The sequence below is a fragment of the Arthrobacter sp. BGA-UO-ETr-C19 genome (assembly GCF_059568005.1).
The window spans coordinates 332744-353459 of sequence record NZ_JCAQPC010000023.1 but is presented as its reverse complement, the minus strand read 5'-3'; the positions used below and the strand labels follow the sequence as shown (position 1 = coordinate 353459).

Genomic DNA, 20716 nt, shown 5'->3' with positions numbered 1-20716 from the left:
TATGACATTGGCCCAGCTTGAGGCATTCGTGGCGGCTGCCACCGGACAGACATTCACCGCGGCAGCTGTGGAGCTCGGCATGAGCCAGCCTGCGGTGTCGGACCTGATCCGTCGGCTTGAAGGAGAATTCGGAGTGCCGCTGTTCAACCGCAGCGGCCGCGTGCTGCTGCTAACAACCGCCGGCGAGGAGCTGCTCCCCTACGCAGAACAGACCGTTTTCTCCGCCAAGCAAGGCACCGAGGCGGTCAACGCGCTGCTGTCCCTTGGCGGCGGCACGGCAACCTTCGGACTGCTGCGCAATGCTGAGTTCTACATCCAGCAGGATCTGGCCAAGCGTTTCCGTCAAAAGCATCCCAATGTTCGCATCCGACTCGTCGGTCAGAACAGCGCAGAGACTGTCAGCGACGTCGTAGCAGGCCACCTCGAAGCCGGCCTTGTGACCCTGCCCGTCGAGGACGACACCCTCGACGTGCTGCCACTTGCGCGAGACGAAGTCGTCTACGTCAGCGCAGTGCCGGAGCGCGTTCAAGCGCCGCCGAGCATTGAGGCCATCTGCAGCGCGCCGCTCATTCTCTACGATGCCCATTACGCCCGAACCGACCCTGCCCGCAAGCAGCTTTCGGCCAGAGCACGCCTTGAAGGACTGACACTTAACGCCGGAATCGAGGTGGAGTACCTTTCGGCAGCCCTGTCACTGGCGGCTGACGGGTTCGGTGACACCATCGCGTGCCGGGCTTCTCTGGAGTCAGAGGTCTACCCCTTGGGGCTGCACGCCGTTTCTATGGCTGAACCGATGTTCGACACCCTTGCACTGATCAAGCGTCGTGGCCAGCTGCTCTCCCCCGCCACGAAGGAAATGGCCCGACTGGCGCATTCGGCCCTGATCGACCACCAAAGCTCAGATCATGGCACCGCTGAAATACTCGACGGCGGACACGATATTGAGGCATTCCTGGGAGAAGGCCGCTAATCGACACGGCCTACCCACGTGGAGCGGCAAGCGGCCGGGCCGAAGAGAACGCAAAAGGTGGCCGGCACCTCCAGGTGCCGGCCACCTTTCATCTCTGCAAATAGGCAGAGACTACACCCCCCGCTGGTTGCGGGAGTGCCGCGGCGCTACCGATCGAAAACGGGCAAGGAGCGTAGCCACCGGGAGAACCTGCCGGTCCGGTCACCATCCGCGGGAAAGTGGAAATCCGGATCTGTTGCCCCAAAAGGCAGGTACAGGTCTGCCTTGGGAACCGCCAGCTGCTCCACCGGGTTACCGTTCGTATCCATGGAAACTCCTCCGTTCTCGAATTCATTGTTAGGTAAGGAATCGTCTGGCACGTGATGGTCTAAACAGAACCGGCCACGTGCCAGACGGTGGAAAGAGGTGCGCCTTGCCGAGGCGGCTACCGCCCCGCCAGGGATCCGGCGACGCCGCCGACGCTGAAGTACCTGTTGAGGGTTGCAAACACGATGGCCGGTGGCAGCATCATGATGACCGCTACTGCCATCACCGAACCCCAGTCCGTTGAGTGCTGCTGGAAGAACGTCTGCACACCGATGGGGAGCGTGAAAGTCCCTGATGACCGAAGAAAAATGCTGGCCACGAGGTAGTCGTTCCATGCCATCAGGAACGTGAAAATCGCTGTGGAGAGAATCCCGGGCAGCGAGTTCCTCAGAACAATGTGCCAGAAGCTGCCGAAAACAGACGCCCCGTCAATCCAGGATGCTTCTTCCAGGCTGCCCGGGATGCCGTCCATGTAGGAGGCCATCATCCAGGTGGCCACGGACATTGAGCTGGCCACGTACAGGATCGTGATGCCGATGAGGTTGTCGGCGAGCCCCAGGCCCGAGAAGAGGATGAACAAGGGAATGACGGAGGTGATGACCGGCAGTGACTGGATGACGAACAGAAGCAGCGAGTAGCCTTCAACGAGCCGGCTGCGGCCCCGAGAAAGCACGTAGCCGGCGGGGGCAGCGACCAGCACGGAGACCACGACCGTTGCAAGCGTCACCTGGAGGCTGTTCAGGAGCCATGCCACCACCTGCGTGTCCACGATGACGTGGACGAAGTTCTCCAGCGTGAAGTCGCCTGTACCGTTGTCGGCTCGCAACGACAGCACAAAAGTGCCTGCAATGGGGACCAGTGCGACTGCTGCGATCGCGGTCAGCAGCCAGAAGCGCTTCCATTTTCCACGGTCGGCCGGATCGAGGTTCCGACGCATCGGAGCGCTTCGGAGGTTCCGTGTGAGCTGGGTGGTGGTCATTCGACTCTCGACTTTCGGATCTGCCTGAACAGGAAGGTGGCGACGGTGGCCAGAGCGATGGTCATGATGAAGGCGATGGCCACACCCGGTCCGGTCTGGAAGTTTTGGAAGACAGTCCGGTACGCCAGCACGACGAGGGTGCTGGTGGATCCTACCGGGCCACCGTGCGTCAGCAGGTAGATCGCAGGGAACTCGTTGACGCAGAAGATCGTCATCAGGACCCAGGAGATGTACGTCGGCTTGGCGATGATGGGAAGAGTCATGTACATGAACTGCTGGCGCGGTGTGGCGCCGTCGATCTTTGCTGCCTCGTAGACACTTTCGTCAACCGAAGTGAGCGCGGCGCTCATCATGAGCATCATGAAGGGAAAGTTCAGCCACACGATGAACAAGCAGACAATGACCTGGGCGAGGAAGGGATCTGAAAGGAACCGTACTTCGCCCAGCCCCAGTGAGCGGAACAGCGTGGGGATGGGGCTGGAGTCTGTGCCCAAGAGCCAGTTCCAGGAGGTTGACGAGACAACGACCGGGACCACCCATGGCAGTAGCAGCAGTGTCTTGATCAGACCACGTGCCGGAACTCTTTTTTGCAGTACGAGTGCGATTCCGAGGCCTGCCAGCCAGCTGCCAAAGACGCCGGTGATGGTGAAGACCAAGGTAAAGCCGGCGGCCTTCCAGAAGGCCTCCCCGCTGAGGACGCGGGCGAAGTTATCCAAACCAACGAAGTCACCGGCGTTGATCAGCGATCCGTCGTGGACGGACTGGAATGCAGCGTAGACGATCGGGTATGCGTTGGTCAGCAAAAGGATGATGACCGACGGGGCGATCAGGATCGCCATCGTCGCACGCGACTGTCCGGCCACGTGCTGGCGCCGGGGCTTGTTTCGGCGGGCTGAGGGTTGTGACTTCGCCCCCTGGGCGGCTTGGGACCGCCCCGCGGGTGTATCAACTAGCGAAGATTGGGAAGTCATGACGACACAACAGCCTTGATATCGCTCTCGAGTTTTGTGAGGGCCGACTTGGCATCGCTCTTGCCTCCGAGCAGGGTCTGGCAGAAATCAGCCATTGCCTGGCCGCCGTCGATCGCGGCGAGCTTGGCAGACGACTGGCTTCCCTTCGTAGCAAGGGTCTTCGCGATCGGCTGCCACTTTTTCACGATTTCAACGTTGGACTGGCTTGCGGTGAAGAACGGGGCTTCGGCGATCGACTTCAGCGCCGGCAGCTGCGAGACCAGCTTCTTCTCCCACAGGACCTTCATGTTCTGCAGGTAGTGGGTGACGAATGCCTCCGAAGCCTCTTGGGAGGCGGTGTTTTTGTACATCATGATGTTGTTGACGTACTGGATTGTGCCTGTGTCTCCATGGGGTCCCGTGAGCGGATTCATGACGACGACGTCCTTGTCACCAAGGGCCTCGTCCAGGCCCAGGTAGTAGAAGCCCATGCCGATCTTTTTGTTGGTCCACTGGGTGACCAGATCGTCGTCTTTCAGGCTTACGGCCCCGGGGTCGGTCAAGCCTGCCTTGACCGCCTCAATGACGAACTCCGCGGTTTCGGTGTTCCGGTCCGTCACGATGTCGAGTTCGCCGCCGTCGTTGAACAGACCGCCGCCGTTGTTGATCATCAGGCTGAGGATGGCCATGGGCCCGAAGTTGCCGCTGCCTCCGCTGATGCCCCAGGCGTAGTAGCCCTTGGCTGCGATCTTCTTTCCGGCCTCAATGAATTCGGGCCATGTGGTAGGTGCGGCGACGCCCGCGGCCTCAAGCACGGACTTCCGGTACCAGAGGGTCTGGATGTCAACGGCCCAAGGAACGGCGACTGAACCTTCCGGGGTCTTCATCGCATCAAGGACGTTGGGCAGGAAGTCGTCGTGAAGACCATTGGACTTAAAGGATTCGATGAGCTTGTCCGCGTACTCAACGGCGCCTTGTGCTGCGAATTGGAAGGCCTGGAAGCCGCCACCGGTGGATACGGCCGGGCCGGTCTTTGACGCGATGGCTGATGAGTAGGTCTCGTTGAAGCCGTTCCAGAGAACCTGCTGGTAAGAGACGTCTTTGACGTTCCCGGCGCCCTTGAAGGACTTTGCAAGCTTTTCTGCTTCAGCGGCGTACGCGGATGGACCCCACGGCATGTCCCAGAACTTCAATGTTCCAGAAGCTGCGGAGCTTCCTCCTCCTGCGGCGCATGCGGAAAGTGAGGCTGTCAGCGCTGCTGCCCCGGCAAGGGAGATAAAGCCGCGCCGGGACATGTTAGAGACCAGCGATGCGTTGTTGTTCATTACTATTCCTCCGGTTTAGCTGATGGGTTGGGGAGATTGTTGGCTTACACGCCTCACGACGTCGTTCAGATAGTGGAAGCTCTTGGTTGCGGCATCCAACGACCCGCACTCAACGGAGAGAACTGTGTCGTGGTCAGCGGATGCCAGGGTGCGAATGATGCGTTCCCAATCAATGACGCCTTCGCCGCAGGCGCAGCCAAGCATCCCGCGGACTTTTCCGCGGTATTTTTGGGCGTCCTCTACGGAGACATCTTTGGCGTGAAGATGGGTGACGTTAGAGATAATGTCTTCCAGCCAAGCGTGAGGATCGTTCTCGCTCAGGTAGCTGTTGCCGGTGTCCAGGTTGATGGTCAGGACAGGGGTATCGATCAGCTTCATCAGCCGATCCAGCCCTTCAGGTGTTGCCGTGTGGGGGCCGTGGGTTTCGATGGCGATGGCGATGCCACGTGGTTCTGCGACCATGGCGGCTTCTTGGAGGGTCTACTTCATCAAGGTGAAGTTCTCCTCCTCGGTGGTCCAGCCGGGCACGGGCCCGTCGTCGACCATGATCATTGGTGCGCCGCATTCAGCTGCGTAGCGGATGGCCTGTTTGAGGTAGTCCACTGCGATGTCTGGTTTAGCCAGCGGCGCATGGCTGGAGATCGAGGAGATCTGCAGTCCGCGGCTTTCCGCTGCATGCTTTAGCTTCAGCGGGTCATCCAACATGGACCTGCTGTGGAAGTAGCCGGCCTCGCTCAGGAGTTCACGGCCCCAGTGGACCATGGGCTCCACGTACTGGTAGCCGATTTCCGCCGCTCGATCCATAGCCCAGTCGAAGGACTCATTTTCGTAGCGTGCAAACTCGAGATTGAGACCAAGCTTGATATTTCCCATGGCTTTTACCTCGTTAGAATCCGCGCTGAGCTACGTACTCGTCGCGGGTCTCACCGTGGTAGGCGGGGACGGCGATGTCCCACCAACCGGTCGGGTGCATCTCGCTCCAGGGCAGCTCGTGGGCGCTCATGGCTTCGATGACAACGGGGCCTTCCGTGGCGAAACCACGTTCAATCGCTTCCGCGAGCCGGGCGGGATCCTCAACCCGTTCGGCAGTGCATCCGAGGGAGCGGGCGAATTCCGCGATGTTGGCAAAGTAGGGCTTCCCGTCCGGGGTGCACCAGTTTGTGATGAGCCGCCGGTCCGCGCCGAACAGGCTGATCTGCAGGTCCTTGATGGCCTCCCAGCCACCATTGTTCAAAACAACGACGACGAGAGGGGTTCCCAGCATCACAGCGGTTGAAAGCTCGGTTCCGGTCTGCAGGAAGCTGCCGTCACCGACCATGGCCAGGACGGGAGTTCCCGGGACGGCGATCTGGGCGCCGATCGCGGCAGGCAGACCGAAACCGATGCCGGACATACCGCCGGCGACGATGTTGGTCTTGGGCCCGTAGATGGGGAACTCGTTGAAGGCCTGGTTGGCGGGGTTGCTGGAGTCCGTGACCAGAATGCCTTCGCGCGGCAGGGCCTTGCGGATCTCCACCATGGCACGGGAGTTGGTCATGGGGAGATAGTCAGTTTCGCGCATCGGGGCGAGGTGGTCCTCCCAGCGCTGTTTATAGTCCTGGAGTTCTTCGAAGTACTCCGTGCCGTGGTAGTCGGGGCCATCGCCCAGCTGTTCCCGCAGCAGCGCGAGCGAGCTTTTCGCGTCACCGACAATGCCGACCTCGACGGGGTAGTTGCGTCCGATCTCGAATCCATCGATGTCGATTTGGACGAGCTTGGTATTGGACGGGATATTGAAGGTGATTCCCTCTTTGTAGGAGGAGGTGATGCGGTCGCTGAAGCGGCATCCGACGGCGAGGATGACATCGGCCTGGGTCGTCATCCTGTTGCCCGGAATGGATCCCATGTCACCGCAGGGCCAGGCATAGAGTTCGTGGTCGGCTGGGAATGCGCCCTTGCCCATGAAGGAGTGCGTCACCGGCGCACCGAGGCGTTCGGCGATCGATCGCAGTTCCGCGGTGGCGTCAGCCGCGATGACGCCACCGCCAGCGAGAATGACGGGGCGCTTGGCGGAAGCCAACAGGGCAGCAGCTTCAGCGGTGGTCTTTGCATCGCCTGTCGGGCGGGTACGCGGACGCCGGTCACCCGGAATGTGCACGTAGGTGCCGAACTCTGCCTGCAGGTCCTGGGGTACGTCAACGAGGACGGGGCCTTTGCGGCCTTCATTCATCGTGTTGAATGCCTGGGCCATGATCGTGGGGATCTGCTCGAGACGGCTGGGCTGCCACCAGCGCTTGACAACGGGTTCGGCCATGCGCGGGAAGTTGTTGCCATGAGGGCGGTCGATTTCCTGCAGTACGCCGCGGTTTTCCATGTAGGTGTGGACGGCGCCGGTGATAAGGATGAAGGGCTGGGAGTCAGCGAATGCTGTTACCAAACCGGTCAGTGTGTTGGTGGCCCCAGGACCAATAGAGGTGCACACAGCCGCAATTTTGCCCGAGGCCCGGTAGTATCCGTCCGCCATGTGGGCAGCGCCCTGCTCGTGCATGGCGGGTATTACCTGGATTTCGTCTGAGCGGTCAACGAAGGCATCCAGAAGGGCGGTGTTGCCGTGGCCCGGCACGGCGAAGACACGGTCGACGCCTTCGCGGATGAGGCAGTCGACAATCATTTGTCCACCGGTCAGCTGCTTCTCAGTCATTGTGGTTACTTCCTGTAAGTACGGGTGTTATCGGTAGAAATTGGTTCTGACGTGCCGCTGCCCAGTGCTGGCTCGCGCCAGGCACGACATGGTCAGCAACGCGGAAGGCGTTTGCGGCAATCGTCAGCGCCGGGTTCATCACGGGTAGCGATGGGAAAAAGGACGAGTCAACGACGAAGAGGTTGTCGACATCGTGGGTGCGGCAGGTGGGGTCGAGCACCGAGGTCCGGGGGTCTTCCCCCGCCTTGATGGTTCCTGCCTGATGGGAATTCACGGCAATTCCTGTGGTCTCACTGAAGATCATCGGGTAGCCCATCTTGTGCAGGATGCGCTTGACCTCTCTTACGAGAAGCTGGTGGGCCCTGACATTGTTTGGTTTCCAGTTGATCTGGATTGCCTTGTCGTCCCTCAAGGTCACCCGGTTTTCGGGGTCGGGAAGGTCCTCGGTAAACAGCCACCAGTCGACGCTGTGGCCGGCAGCGATGTCCAGCGCCCACTTGGGGATGAGGGGCTTTTGCCCGACCAGCATGGCACCCTGCAGCTTGCCGATCAGTTGGACGTGGCCCAGCGGGTAAGGAAAGTCTTTGATTCCCTTGAGCAGGTAGTCATTGAAGTAGAGCGTCTTCTGGAACTCAACCTTGTTTCGCTTGGGATGGAAGGCAACCATGATGCTGTTGTTGTGCACCATATAGTTCCGGCCGACCATTCCCGACGAGTTGGCGAGCCCGTTGGGATGTTTGTCGCTTGCCGACCTGAGAAGCAGCGCTGCGGAGTTGACCGCGCCGCAGGAAACTACGACCTTGCCTGCCTCGATGAAGATGCTCTTGCCACCGACGACGACCTGGACACCGGTTGCGGTTCGTCCTGAAGCGTCCGTTAGAACCTTTTCGGCGTAGGCGCCGGTCAGGATCTCGACGTTGCCGGTTTCCAAGGCCGGCCGTACGCAGGCGACGTCTGCGTCCATTTTCGCCAGGACCCGGCACGGGAACCCATCACAGGTGCGGCACCGGATGCACGTCCCACCCTGCCTCCAGTCGATACCCAGGGGAATATTGGAAGGAGTGAGTCCCTGTTTGCGCAGGCCGTCCGCGACGGCTTGAATTTCTGGCTCGTGTCCAATTGCGGGATAAGGGAACGGTTCATCCCTGGGCAATGTGGGATCGTCGCGGTGGTCGCCATGGACTTTGTAGACGTGCTCTGCTCGTGTGTAATAAGGAGCCATATCGTCATAGTCGAAGGGCCACTGCGGTGAAGTTCCGTCTTCATGTTCGGAGGCGGCGAAGTCTTCCCGGCGGAAGCGCACCAGCGAAGAGCCGTAGAACTTCGTGTTGCCCCCGACGTAGTAGTACGTGCCAGGGCTAAAGGGCTCTCCGGACGATGAATACCACTTCTCAGCGTTTTTGTATCGGCCATGCTCGAACACGGCATCCGGATCCCAGTTTTGCGGTTCCTGCGGGACAAATCCTCCCCGCTCGATGAGCAAAACGCTGGCTCCGCTGTCTTTCAGAGCATAGGCAAGGGTGCCACCACCCATGCCGCTTCCGACGATGACAACGTCATACCTCGTCCTTGCCGGACCATCGGACTGCAAGGGAGCCTCATTAGCCATTCCTAAAACCTCTCGAATTGGTGCATCTCTGATTGCCTGAATTGGGTTCGCTTCGAGGACTACGAGTGCCGAAGTGCCGCCCGTGAGGCGCCTCACTCATAAGTAAGAGTACACGCTACTGGCATTTACTCAAGCATGAACTTTGGATAAAGTCGTTTTCGGCCTGCTTTCGCGCTCCGGTCCAGCCTTCTTCCGTGATTCGAATCACATCAAGCTGAAATTAGTGTACGATCGTACTTATAAGAAAGCCAGTGTATGTACGTACGTATCGATAGGGAAGGGAAAACCATGACGCGGGAAGAAGCTTTTGCCAAGTGCACCCCGGACTCGTACGTCGAGTTCTATGGCGGACGGTGGCTCGTCGTCCCGTTCGCCCAAGTGGAGCAGCCTCGTTTCTTCGTTTGCTCGCCACAGGCGCTCAGCGGCAGATTTCAGGCCTGAGCCGGCCTGCACCAGCTTGTGTAGAAGGGAACAAAATGGCCGAACCCGCTGTCAACAAAGACATCGCACCTTCCCCCGCCCCGACTACGACCTGGGACGCTGAAGCCGCAGGCTGCGTTCCGCTCCCGGTTGAGGGCAACCCCGAAGGGCTCGCTTCCCTGAACGTTTCGGAAAGCGGCAACCCACGCAGCCGCCGTTTTGATCCCGGCCGCAGTGAACGCATCATTGCCGCCGCCCTCGATGTGGTTGCCGAGCACGGACTGTCTGGCACAACCTACCGCCGCGTCGCGACGAGGGCAGATGTACCGCTGGGGTCGGTGAGCTATCACTTCGAGAGCATGCACGACCTCCTTCTCAATGCGTTCAGACGCTTTGTCTTCGAGCATGTTGCCCGGCTGGATGCAGGTATGAACGGAGCGCAGAACCTGCAAGAAGCGGCAGAAGCAGTTGTTCGCATCATTCACGAAGATGCAGAAGCCAATCCCCCCCGATATTTAGCCCTGGCTCGCGAATTTCAAGCCTTCGCTCTCAGGGAGCCGTCCAGCCGCGAAATTTCCCGGTCCTGGCTCCAGAGCGCCACTGCAGTCCTCGAGCATCATTTCGACCCAATGACGGCTGTCATCGTCGGTTTGCTGATGGAGGGCTTGACGCTGCGTGAATGCATCTGCCGCGACGCCGATCACTTGCCGCCGACTCTCGAGACCGTACGTCGGGTCATTGCCGGACTTTGATCTACGTCCGTTTCAGTTGCTTGAGAAGCGGCTATCACGAACACTGCCGGCAAAACTATGACTAACGACAGCAGACATGAACCCAATAACAATCCGATCAGCCCCGCGGGGCTTTCGACACCGGGCACAGAAGGACTCATTATTCTTGACCCTTTGGCGGCAACAAACCAGGAGGCGGCGGCGCAGGAGCTGCGTCTCACACCAGCTCCGCGCACCAGGGAACAGTCCCGCACTCGTGCGAAGCGTCCCCCAAGCAGCTCACGTCAGGACGCCTTGGATGAAGTCAGCAGATCCCTATGGGCTATGGCCGCGGAGCGCGGTATGGGGCCTAGTCAAGAGAGCTCGGCCACAGCCGGGGAGCCAGAACCGGCACCCGTATCAGAAAACTTCACCGCGGCGTCATCCGTGTAGGCTGCCTTCGAGGGCCGGGAATCAGCCAGGAGCTTTTCAACGGCTTCGGTCACCAGCTTCCGATCATTTTCGTGAGGTTCAAAGGCGCGGTGAATGGAGAGGCCCTCAACCAGGGCATCTAATTGCCGGGCCACGTCCGGCTCAAAGTGAAGCTCGAAGGCCCGTCTGCTGCGCATCATCCAGTCGTGGGTAAGGTGCCGGAAACCTGGCTCGCGCGCAGCTAGCGTGTAAAGCTCCAGCGTCAGGACGAGCGCGTTCCGGTCACCATAAGTATCTTGCAGGATCATTTCCACAACAGCTTCTTTAACCTCGGTAACGCTGGATGCCTCCCGCATCCGCCGCTCGAACCGGTCACTGATACGGGTAGCGAAAAGGTTAAAAGCCTCCTGCAGTAATTCCTCCATGCCTGCGAAGTGATAAGTCATGGAACCCAAGGGAACGTCGGCCATTGCTGCAACCTTACGATGAGAGGTCCCCGCGACGCCTTCCGCTGCAATCAAATCCAACGTCGCCTCAATGATCCGTTCCCGCCGGTTGGGGTCGAACCGCCGCTTGGCCATCAGGAATCACCGATCGTCTTGATGATTCGCGCAGGGGAACCAACCGCGACCACGTTCGCGGGAAGGTCATGCGTGACAACAGCCCCCGCCCCGACGACGCTGTTTTCTCCGATGGTTATTCCAGCCAAGACAATCGCTCCCCCGCCTAACCACACGTTATCTCCGATAACAATAGGCCTGGCTGCTTCAAGCTTGTCCCGTCGGGCCTCGGCCTCCACCGGATGGGTAGGCGTCAGCAACTGCACGCTCGGACCTATTTGGCAGTGCTTCCCGATATGAATAGGAGCAACGTCCAGCGCGGTCAGGTTGAAGTTGATGAACGTGCCCTCCCCAACACTAATTTGCGTACCATAATCAACGTATAAAGGCGGACGGATGTGTGCATCCTCTGCAAGATCGCCGATAAGCTCACGAATAATGCTCTGCGCGGCCGATACATCCCGCACATAGGCCCTGTGGTAGTCCTCAGCAAGCCGAAATGCCCGCTGTTGCCTCGCCGTGATTTCGGGATCATCGGAGATGTACAGGTCACCGGCCTTCATCCGCTCAAAATTGCTTCGAGTATCACCTGCGAAATAGTCCCGCGCCATATGTACAAGTGTACATACCTGAAGGCCTCAGTACACGTGGTTTTCGCTTTCTATGACGAACGATGCGGTTCCCCTGTCGTTCTCCGGCCCCCTGCGTCGGATCTGGATGCGGCAAACGCGTAACGAGCTGCGCCTAGAGGTTTTTTGACTACACCCCAACCTGAGGTCAGGCAGGTGGCGGAAAGACTGTCAGAATAGGGCCTAAACCGCGATTTCTAGACACACCATGGAGAAGGTCTTAGATTCCAACCTGACGTTTCGGCGGCGGGTGGGCTGCTGCAGGGTCGAAGCCCATGCAGCTGCCCCCCAGCTCGTAACTAGTGGCACGTGCAGTCGCGCCCACGGTCCCAGGCGTCATTCTCTCGAATCGTGACCTGCTCCCAAATGGGCTTGGTCAACCCGGGGGCACAGGACGCCACGTTGCGCGTCGCCGGTTGTGAGCGCATCACCGTCGACCCCGAAGAGACCAGCCGCATGGCGGATCGTCCTCGGTTGGATCGTATACCTCGACTACCCCCGCCCCGGCGACGTAGGCTTGGCGCCGTCGCCGGTCGAAGACGCCTTCGGTGGTCCACGGGTGCACGAGGCTGGCTGCAACAATTGCATGACAACTATTTGAAGGAGGCCCGGAACACGATGTTCACGAAGAAAGGCGACGCAGCCGTTCTCAGCAAGCTCAGCGAAGCCCCCGCACAGTACCGTGAGATAGCGGAACGCCTGCATCGCATCATCCGGGAGAGCGCGCCCTCGTTGGAGCCGATCGTCCGCTGGGGACTCCCGTTCTATGTGAAGGACGGGAAGGACATCTGCTACATCAAACCGGATAAGGACTTCATCGCATTCGGCTTTGGCGAAGTTGTGAACCCCGCACGTGAAGAGGGCGCCCACATGCACCCGGTCGCGTGGACCATCACCTCGCTGGACGCTGCGACGGAGGCCAGGATTCGCGCGCTCGTCGAGAAAGCAGTTGCCTGACACGGGTCGATGGCGAATTGGCGGTTGCCTTATGCCTTCCTTGCCTAAACCTCCGCCACCGGAGCCGCGAACTGCGCCTCATACAGCTGCGCGTAAGCCCCACCGGCAGCCAACAGCGATGCGTGCGTCCCCTGCTCCACGATCTGCCCGGCCTCCATCACCAGGATGAGGTCGGCGTCGCGGATGGTGGACAGCCGGTGCGCAATGACAAAGGAGGTTCGGTCGGACCGCAAAGCACTCATCGCCTTCTGCACCAGCAGCTCGGTCCGCGTATCCACTGAAGAAGTCGCCTCGTCCAGGATCAGCACCGACGGCCGGGCCAGGAACGCGCGGGCGATCGTCAGCAACTGCTTCTCGCCCGCCGACACATTGGAGCCCTCATCCTCCAGCACCGTGTCGTACCCTTCCGGCAGGGCACGCACGAACCGGTCCACGTACGTCGCCTGCGCCGCCTCCAGAATTTCCTCCTCCGAAGCGGAGGGCCGGCCGTACGCGATGTTGTCCCGGATGGTCCCGCCGAACAGCCACGTATCCTGCAGCACCATGCCCATCCGCGAGCGCAGCTCGCGCCGGGGAACCGAGGTGACGTCCACGCCGTCGAGCGTTATCCGCCCCGCGTCCAGCTCGTAGAACCGCATCATCAGGTTCACCAGCGTGGTCTTGCCCGCCCCGGTAGGCCCGACAATCGCCACCGTCTGCCCCGGCTCCGCCACCAACGAAAGCCCAGAGATCAGCGGTTTCTCCGGGGAATAGGAGAACGAGACGTCCTCGAACACCAGCCGCCCCCGCCCGCCAACCGGAGCCGCACCCGCAGCCTCCACAGACTGCTCGTCCTCATCCAGCAACGAGAACACCCGCTCGGCCGACGCCACCCCGGACTGCAGCAGATTGGCCATGGACCCCAGCTGGGCCAGCGGCTGGGTGAACTGCCGCGAGTACTGGATGAACGCCTGCACATCACCCAGCTGCATCGCCCCGGACGCCACCTGCAGCCCGCCCACCACGGCGATCCCCACGTACACCAGGTTCCCGATGAACGTCAGCGCCGGCATGATCAGGCCGCTGATGAACTGGGCCCCGAAGCTCGCCTCAAACAGCTCCGCATTCTTCTCCCGGAACCGCTCCTCCACCTCCCGCTGCCGGCCGAACACCTTCACCAGCGCGTGCCCCGTGTACGTCTCCTCGATCTGCCCGTTCAGCTCGCCCGTGTGCTTCCACTGCGCCACGAACAGCTTCTGCGAGCGCTTGGCGATCAGCGCCGTCGTCACCAGCGTCAGCGGCACCGTCACCAGCGCAATCAGCGCCAGCACCGGCGAGAGCAGGAACATCATCACCAGGACGCCCAGCACCGTCAGCAGCGACGTGACCGCCTGGCTGATCGACTGCTGCAGGCTCTGCGAGATGTTGTCCACGTCGTTCGTCACCCGGCTGAGCAGTTCGCCGCGCTGGATGGAGTCGAAATACCGCAGCGGCAGCCGGTGGATCTTCGCCTCGATCCGCTCGCGCAGCCGGTACACGGTCCGCTGCACCACGCCGTTGAGCGCGTAGGCCTGGATCCAGCCGAACGCCGACGCCAGCACATACAGCGCCAGCGCCCACAGCAGCACGTTCGCCAGCGCCGCGAAGTCGATCCCCGCCCCCGGTGTCAGCGTCATCGCCCCCAGCATGTCCGCCTGCGCATCCTGCCCGGATGCCCGCAGCCCGGCAATCACCTGCTCCTTGCTCGCCCCGGCCGGCAGGTTTTTGGACACCACGCCGGCGAAGATCAGGTTGGTGCCCTCGCCCAGCAGCCGCGGCCCGGTCACCGAAAACGCCACGCTGACGACGGCGAGCGCCAGTACCAGCACCAGCCACGCCCGTTCGGGGCGCAGTTCCCCCAGCAGCCGCCGGGCCGACGGCCCGAAGTTCAGTGCCTTCTCCGCCGGGACGTTCATCCCGGCGAACGGTCCGCCGCGTCCCGGTCCGCCGGCGGGCCGGGGAATGCGTACGACGTCGGGCTGCCGGGTTCCGGGGTCAGCTCCGGTTCCGGCCGCACCGGGTTCGGGTGCGGTACCGGTTCCGCGGGCGCGGCTTGGGGTGCTCATGCCGCCTCCTCCGCCGCCAGCTGCGAGGACACGATTTCGCGGTACGTTTCCGACGTCTCCAGCAGCTCCTGGTGCGTTCCGCGCCCGACGATCCTGCCGCCGTCGAGCACCAGAATCTGGTCCGCGTCCACGATGCTGGAGACGCGCTGGGCAATGATCACCAGCGTGGCACCGGCGGTGTCCCGCCGCAGCGCCTGCCGGAGCCGGGCGTCCGTGGCGGTGTCCAGCGAGGAAAACGAGTCGTCAAAGATGTACAGCTCCGGCCGCTTCACCAGCGCCCGGGCGATCGCCAGTCGCTGCCGCTGCCCACCGGACACGTTGGTGCCGCCCTGCGAGATGGGCGCGTCCAGGCCGTCCTCCATGTCCCGCACGAAGTCCGCGGCCTGGGCGGTGGCCAGCGCGTGCCACAGCTCCTCCTCGGTGGCGTCCGGCTTGCCGTACAGCAGGTTGCTCCGCACGGTTCCGGAAAACAGGTACGGCCGCTGCGGCACCAGGCCGATGTGCCCCCACAGCAGGTCCGGGTGCAGCTCGCGCACGTCCACGCCGCCCATCCGCACCGACCCGGAGGTGGCATCGAAAAGCCTCGGCATCAGATTCACCAAGGTGGTTTTCCCCGAGCCGGTGCTGCCGATGACCGCCGTCGTCCGGCCTGCGGCGGCGGTGAAGCTGACGCTGCTCAGGACCGGCCGTTCGGCACCCGGGTAGGCGAATCCGACGTCGCGCATTTCCAGCTCACCGCGGGCGGTGCCCGTTCCGGTCCCGGTGCCGGTTCCAGTCCGGGTGCCGCCGGAAGCATCGTCCGCGAACACCACCGGGTTTGCCGGTGGCCGGACGGACGACTCCGTCTCCAGCACCTCGCCGATCCGGTCCGCCGAGACGGCCGCGCGCGGGATCATCACGGCCATAAAGGTGGCCATCATGACGGACATCAGGATCTGCAGCAGGTAGCTGAGGAACGCCACCAGCGTGCCCACCTGCATGGAGCCGTCCTCGATCCGGAACGACCCGAACCAGATCACCGCCACGCTGGACACGTTCAGCACCAGCATCACCACGGGAAACGCGAGCGCCATCAGCCGCCCGGCCCGCAGCGCCGTGTCCGTGACGTCCGCGTTGGCGCCCGCGAAGCGCTCCGTTTCCAGATCCTCGCGCACAAATGCCCGCACCACCCGGATGCCCGCCAGCTGCTCCCGCAGCACCCGGTTGACGGCGTCGATCCGCAGCTGCATCAGGCGGAACAGCGGCACCATCCGGCTCACGATCAGCCCGACGCCGATCAGCAGCGCCGGCACGCTCACCGCGATCAGCCACGACAGCTGGGCATCCTGCCGGACGGCCATCACCACGCCGCCGATGCTGAGCATGGGCGCGGCCACCATCAGCGTGGCGGACATCAGCACCAGCTGCTGGACCTGCTGGACGTCGTTCGTGGACCGCGTGATGAGGCTCGCCGGGCCAAACCGGGTGACCTCCTGCTCGGAGAACCCGCCCACCCGGGTGAAGATCGCCCCGCGCAGGTCGCGCCCCATCGCCATCGCCGCCTTCGCGCCGAAGTACACTGCCGTCACCGCGCAGGCAATCTGCAGCAGGGTGATGAACAGCATGAGGCTGCCAACGCGCATGATGTAGGCGGTGTCCCCTCTGGCCACGCCCAGGTCAATGATGTCCGCGTTCAGGGTGGGGAGATAGAGGGAGGCAATGGACTGCGCCAACTGAAAAACGACGACGGCGATCAGCAGCCGCCGTTGCGGCTGCAGGTACCGGACAAGAAGCTTCCAGAGCATCCAGGTCCACCTTCGCAGCAGGTCCTCGAAGTGATGGGAAGGCCAGTGTACGTCCGGGGGCTGAGGACAGCCTGTAGGCTGGGGCCGTCGCCGGAAATCCGGAAACATTGCAATTGAACACCGCAAATTGAAGAATGGGGACTTCATTGAGCGATCAGCAGTTGGGCTTTGGCGAGCCCGGAAACATACCGGCGGCTGTCCGGCTCTCGGCGGCCTGCTGGGTGGCCAGCGCCGTGGTGGCCGGCATGATGCCCGTCATCCTGGAGGTGGCCGGAATCGACTTCGGCCAGTCAATCCCGGACTGGGCGGTGCCCTATCTCGTGGCCTTCGCCGTCCCGCTGACTGCCCTGCAGGTACTGGCGGCCCAGCATTTGCTGCACGGCGCGCACTGGGCCCGCATTCTCCTCACTGTCGCTGCAGCCCTGTCGGCGCTCGGCGCCCCCGTCGACCTGACGGCCCTGATACTTGCCGGCCTGGTCCTGACGCTGGCCGGGGCCACGCTCATGTGGCTGCCCGTGGCCAGCCGCTTTTTCCTGCTGCGCCGCAGCGTCCCCGCCTATCCGGCGGCGGCACCTTCCGGCCCCGGCGCCGACGCCACCGCCGCCCTCAAGGGAGAACTCCTGTAACCGACACGCTCCTTCTGCCCTCCGTGGCCGAGGCCCTGGCCGCCCACGGGTCAAACTCCCGGGAGTCGAGGTGGTGGACGGGCTCGCTACGCCGCGCGAGCCGGCGGTGCCGGGCGACTGAAGCCATGCTGGGCAAGCTGAGCCGCCGGCTGGCTGAGGCGGATGACGGGGCAGGCCACTTTCCGGGAGTGGCTCTGGTGTGCTGTCCGCCCGACTGCCTACGGTGATGTTCAGAGATTGACGTCCAGAGAAAGAACAGCATGTCCGCCACCGTGAACGAATATCCCTTTTCGCAAGTCGACGTTTTCGCCCCCGGGCCACAGCCCGGCAACCCGGTTGCCGTCGTCCATGGCGCCGACGGCCTGACCGCCGAGCAGATGCAGAGCTTCGCCAACTGGACCAACCTGTCCGAAACCACGTTCCTGCTCAAGCCCACGCAGCCGGAGGCGGACTACCGGCTACGGATCTTCACGCCGGCGTCCGAGCTTCCCTTCGCCGGCCACCCCACGCTCGGCTCTGCGCACGCATGGCTGGAGAACGGCGGCAAGGCCCAGCGCTCCGGCGAACTCGTGCAGGAATGCGAGGTGGGTCTCGTCAAGATCAGCCAGACCGGCGGCGAACAGTTCTTCGAGGCCCCGCCGCTGCGGCGTTCCGGTCCTGTGGAGCCTGAGGTGCTGGAGCAGGCCATCGCAGGCCTCGGCATCACGCCCGAACAGGTGCTGGACAGCAACTGGGTGGACAACGGCCCGGGCTGGCTCGGCATCCGGATGGCCTCGGCCCGGCAGGTGCTCGACCTGACGCCGGACTTCGTGGCCATGGGACGGCTGAACGTGGGCGTCATCGGTGCCTACGGGGACGGCGGCCCGGCGGACTTTGAGGTGCGCGGCTTCGTTCCCGGCCTGGACATCCCCGAGGACCCGGTCACCGGCAGCCTGAACGCAGGCCTCGCGCAGTGGCTGATCGGCTCAGGCGTGGCGGACGGCAACTACACCGTCAGCCAGGGAACTGTCCTGGGCCGCGGTGGCAGGCTGACCATCACCAGCGAAGGCAGCAGCATCTGGGTCGGCGGCACCAGCCGCACAGTCATCCGGGGCAGCGTCTTCCTGTAATTCCCGTTGCCTGAATTCCGGCCGCCCGTTCAACGAACGTGCCGGGGACGGGCTGGTGCCCCATTGCGCCTGCCCGTCCCAGTCCGTGGCCTTCGTGGGTGATCCGGATGGTGATCTTCGTGTCGGGTCTCTTGTGGGGGCCGCGGCGCTTCTGCACGGCCCCTGGGCAATACTGTCCCCCGCCAGGCTCAAGAATGGCGCAACTTTCCGGCAGGATAGCTGCAAGATCCGGCGTACCCGCCGTCGTCCGATTTAGGGCAGTGCGCGGGCCGTGGGCCGCCTCGGACGGTTGGTGATTGGGACACAGAACGTGACGTGCGCCGCAAAGCAGCAACGTTGCCCGGCCCCGGCGCGTTGGACAGGGGGACGGAAGGAGGCCACATGCTCATTGTTCTGACAGGAATCGACGGTTCGGGGAAAACGACGGCGGCCCGTTCCCTGGTTGCCGCAGCCCGGGCGGAGGGTAAGGACGCGGTTCTGCTGAGCAACTATGCCGGCCGGCGGCGGATGTCCGTGCTCAGCGCCAAACTCGGCGTCCGGCTGCCAGCCCGCCTGGCCGACACGGCCGAGACCACCCTGCGCGTGTTCAACGTGCTGATGTCCTCGGTCCGGGCACACCACTCCACGGGGCTCGTGGTCATGGACCGGCACCTTCACTGCCAGCTGGCGCTGCGCGAGGCGCGGGGCCTGCGCCGCGGACGGCTTCTCCCCTGGCTGCTCCGCGCGCTGCCGACCCCTGACCTGGTCCTCCATCTGGACGTGAGCCCCGAAACCGCGCACCGGCGGATCCTCGAGCGCGGCACGGACGAGGAATCAGTGGCCGAACTGACCATCCTGAGGAACGCCTACCGCGCGCTGCCCGAGTTCGCGGACATGGTGAAGATCGACGCCGGCGGCCCGCCTGCCGATGTGCTCGCACAACTGACTGACGCCGTCGGTCTCCACGGACGACTCAAGGTTTAGTCAAGAATTTCCGAAACGGCCCAATACGCATGCCCTTACGTCCCGCCGGCTGTACATTGGTGCAAGCTCTCCTCTTTCCCCCCAAACCGGAGTGCTGGAAGCCTCCGCGCTGGAGTCGTCTGATTCGCGCGGAGGCTTCCCCTTTTCACCCCCAACCCCACCGTCCGGGCATGGCATCCTCTGGCCATGCCCCGCCGCCGACGATATAGTAAGCATGCTGATGACTTCGGATTGCCGGACCATCATCTGTTCACTTCGACGAAGGAGACACTATGAGCACGAGGGTTGAGAAGCGCATTCTGGTGAACGTGCCGGTCAGCACGGCATACAACCAGTGGACCCAGTTCGAAGACTTTCCGCACTTCATGGGCGGCGTCAAGAAAGTGACCCAACTCAGCGACGACCGCCTCGAGTGGGTGGCCGAAATCGCGGGCGTGAAGCGCAAGTGGGAGGCACGGATCCTTGAGCAGAAGCCGGACCAGAAGGTTGCCTGGGCTGCCACCGAGGGTGCCACCAATGCCGGCTCTGTGGAATTTGAAGACGTGGGCGGCGGCCAGACCTCCATCAAGCTGTTCATCGACTACGAACCCGAGGGGCTCGTGGAGAAGATCGGCGACAAGCTTCACGTTGTGGAGCACCAGGCCGAGGCCGACCTCAAGAGGTTCAAGGCATTCATCGAGGACGAGGGCTACGCCAGCGGCGCCTGGCGGGGCTCGGTCAATGAAGGCGGCTCGGTGGGAACCCCTGGCGTGGAGCACGCGGCCGGATCGCTCGGAGACAGCGGCAAGGCCGGCGTCTCAGGCAAGGTGGCGGCGGCTGCCGGAGTGGCGGCCGCAGCAGGCGCGGCAGCAGCAGTTGCCGCGGGCAGCAAGGACAAGGACTCCGAAACCGTCTATGTCGTCGACGAAACCGTCACCCCGGTGGTTCCGGAGTACACCGAAACCACCGTTGTCACGGATACGACGGACACTCCCGGCTTCTCCGGCGGAACTGCGGCGGGCACCGTTGCCGGCGGAAGTGTTGCCGGCGGAACTGCGGCAGGCACCGGCTCGGCACTGACGGACGAGACCGTCGCCCATCCCTTCGACCAGACCAACGGCCTGATCGACGATGAAGGTGACTCGGACGAGACGATTGCGAGCGACACACGGAGCGCCGCGGACCGGGCCGAAAGCGCGGACCGCGATCCCGGAACGATTCCACCCCTGGGCGGCACCTCCGGCCAGCACTAGCAAAACCAAGTGCCGCCGTCGACCGTTTTTTCGACGGCGGCATCCAGCAAATCGCAAAAGCGGCGGCGGGAATACCCGCCGCCGCTTTTGTCCATTGCTGCCTAAATACGCGCTCCGAACGTTTGATATTGAGCATTGACCTCCACGCCCCGCGGTGGCAACGTGGGATTCATCTTTCGTGCCCCCATGACCGGGGCAGCCAAAGCCATTTTCTTGCCGTGACGCCTACGCCCGGCAACCACAAGTTAATGCCTCATCGGTTGCGGCAGCGATGCCGCGCGCCCGGACATGCGGGATCTTTACGGTTCTCTCATTTGCCGACAAAGTCTTCTCATTGAGGCCTCCCGAACAAACGCTGTTGTTGTGGTTCGGCAGGCTGTGGGGGCCCAAA

The 20716-nt window shown here is 62.8% G+C and carries 16 protein-coding genes and 1 pseudogene; 7 read left to right on the top strand and 10 right to left on the bottom strand.

Going from position 1 to position 20716, the window contains the following annotated elements; genetic code table 11:
* Position 1 precedes the first annotated feature (1 nt).
* On the top strand, positions 2 to 970 hold the full coding sequence (locus AC57BR_RS17705) for a LysR family transcriptional regulator (RefSeq protein ID WP_496362882.1): 969 nt from the start codon (positions 2 to 4) through the stop codon (positions 968 to 970).
* Positions 971 to 1394: 424 nt separating this feature from the next.
* Here the strand turns inward: AC57BR_RS17705 and AC57BR_RS17700 are convergent, their stop codons facing one another.
* From AC57BR_RS17700 to AC57BR_RS17675, 6 genes and pseudogenes are all read right to left on the bottom strand, one after another.
* Complete coding sequence (locus AC57BR_RS17700) at positions 1395 to 2255, bottom strand: carbohydrate ABC transporter permease (RefSeq protein ID WP_496362880.1); 861 nt, start codon at positions 2253 to 2255, stop codon at positions 1395 to 1397.
* A complete protein-coding gene (locus AC57BR_RS17695; RefSeq protein WP_496362878.1) occupies positions 2252 to 3094 on the bottom strand; it encodes a carbohydrate ABC transporter permease in 843 nt (280 codons plus the stop codon). Before AC57BR_RS17695 ends, AC57BR_RS17700 begins: the two co-directional genes overlap by 4 nt.
* A gap of 128 nt (positions 3095 to 3222) precedes the next feature.
* Positions 3223 to 4530, bottom strand: coding sequence for an ABC transporter substrate-binding protein (locus AC57BR_RS17690; RefSeq protein ID WP_496362876.1), 1308 nt, complete (start codon positions 4528 to 4530; stop codon positions 3223 to 3225).
* A 15-nt stretch (positions 4531 to 4545) separates the two neighbouring features.
* Positions 4546 to 5334 (bottom strand): annotated as a pseudogene (locus AC57BR_RS17685) (sugar phosphate isomerase/epimerase family protein).
* Between the two features lie 82 nt (positions 5335 to 5416).
* The gene (locus AC57BR_RS17680; protein ID WP_496362874.1) at positions 5417 to 7210 is read right to left on the bottom strand and encodes a thiamine pyrophosphate-binding protein; all 1794 of its coding nucleotides are present in this window, start codon (positions 7208 to 7210) and stop codon (positions 5417 to 5419) included.
* Positions 7203 to 8819, bottom strand: coding sequence for a GMC family oxidoreductase (locus AC57BR_RS17675; RefSeq protein WP_496362872.1), 1617 nt, complete (start codon positions 8817 to 8819; stop codon positions 7203 to 7205). The genes AC57BR_RS17680 and AC57BR_RS17675 overlap by 8 nt, the downstream gene beginning before the upstream one ends.
* Before the next feature lie 476 nt (positions 8820 to 9295).
* Here AC57BR_RS17675 and AC57BR_RS17670 point away from each other — a divergent pair, with 476 nt between their 5' ends.
* On the top strand, positions 9296 to 9991 hold the full coding sequence (locus AC57BR_RS17670) for a TetR/AcrR family transcriptional regulator (protein WP_496362870.1): 696 nt from the start codon (positions 9296 to 9298) through the stop codon (positions 9989 to 9991).
* 332 nt (positions 9992 to 10323) lie between these two features.
* Here AC57BR_RS17670 and AC57BR_RS17665 read toward each other — a convergent pair whose 3' ends face one another.
* Together AC57BR_RS17665 and AC57BR_RS17660 are read right to left on the bottom strand one after the other, a co-directional pair.
* Positions 10324 to 10962 (bottom strand): TetR/AcrR family transcriptional regulator, encoded by a 639-nt coding sequence (locus AC57BR_RS17665; RefSeq protein ID WP_496362868.1) that lies wholly within the window; start codon positions 10960 to 10962, stop codon positions 10324 to 10326.
* Positions 10962 to 11552, bottom strand: a complete 591-nt coding sequence (locus AC57BR_RS17660) for a sugar O-acetyltransferase (RefSeq protein WP_496362866.1) — start codon at positions 11550 to 11552, stop codon at positions 10962 to 10964. The genes AC57BR_RS17665 and AC57BR_RS17660 overlap by 1 nt, the downstream gene beginning before the upstream one ends.
* Before the next feature lie 636 nt (positions 11553 to 12188).
* On the opposite strand from AC57BR_RS17660, the gene AC57BR_RS17655 reads away from it, so the two are divergent.
* A complete protein-coding gene (locus AC57BR_RS17655; protein WP_496362864.1) occupies positions 12189 to 12527 on the top strand; it encodes a DUF1801 domain-containing protein in 339 nt (112 codons plus the stop codon).
* Between the two features lie 44 nt (positions 12528 to 12571).
* Here AC57BR_RS17655 and AC57BR_RS17650 read toward each other — a convergent pair whose 3' ends face one another.
* Both AC57BR_RS17650 and AC57BR_RS17645 read right to left on the bottom strand, forming a co-directional pair.
* Entirely contained in the window at positions 12572 to 14611 is a 2040-nt protein-coding gene (locus AC57BR_RS17650) for an ABC transporter ATP-binding protein (protein WP_496362862.1), read from the bottom strand.
* Positions 14608 to 16395, bottom strand: coding sequence for an ABC transporter ATP-binding protein (locus tag AC57BR_RS17645; RefSeq protein WP_496362860.1), 1788 nt, complete (start codon positions 16393 to 16395; stop codon positions 14608 to 14610). Before AC57BR_RS17645 ends, AC57BR_RS17650 begins: the two co-directional genes overlap by 4 nt.
* Before the next feature lie 146 nt (positions 16396 to 16541).
* Here AC57BR_RS17645 and AC57BR_RS17640 point away from each other — a divergent pair, with 146 nt between their 5' ends.
* The 4 genes from AC57BR_RS17640 (at position 16542) to AC57BR_RS17625 (ending at position 20325) form a co-directional block, all read left to right on the top strand.
* Positions 16542 to 17021: a hypothetical protein gene (locus AC57BR_RS17640; protein ID WP_496362859.1), complete on the top strand. Its 480-nt coding sequence runs from the start codon at positions 16542 to 16544 to the stop codon at positions 17019 to 17021.
* A 260-nt stretch (positions 17022 to 17281) separates the two neighbouring features.
* Complete coding sequence (locus AC57BR_RS17635) at positions 17282 to 18130, top strand: PhzF family phenazine biosynthesis protein (RefSeq protein ID WP_496362857.1); 849 nt, start codon at positions 17282 to 17284, stop codon at positions 18128 to 18130.
* Positions 18131 to 18511: 381 nt separating this feature from the next.
* Positions 18512 to 19093: an AAA family ATPase gene (locus AC57BR_RS17630; RefSeq protein ID WP_496362855.1), complete on the top strand. Its 582-nt coding sequence runs from the start codon at positions 18512 to 18514 to the stop codon at positions 19091 to 19093.
* A 272-nt stretch (positions 19094 to 19365) separates the two neighbouring features.
* Positions 19366 to 20325: an SRPBCC family protein gene (locus tag AC57BR_RS17625; RefSeq protein WP_496362853.1), complete on the top strand. Its 960-nt coding sequence runs from the start codon at positions 19366 to 19368 to the stop codon at positions 20323 to 20325.
* Positions 20326 to 20716: the final 391 nt, after the last annotated feature.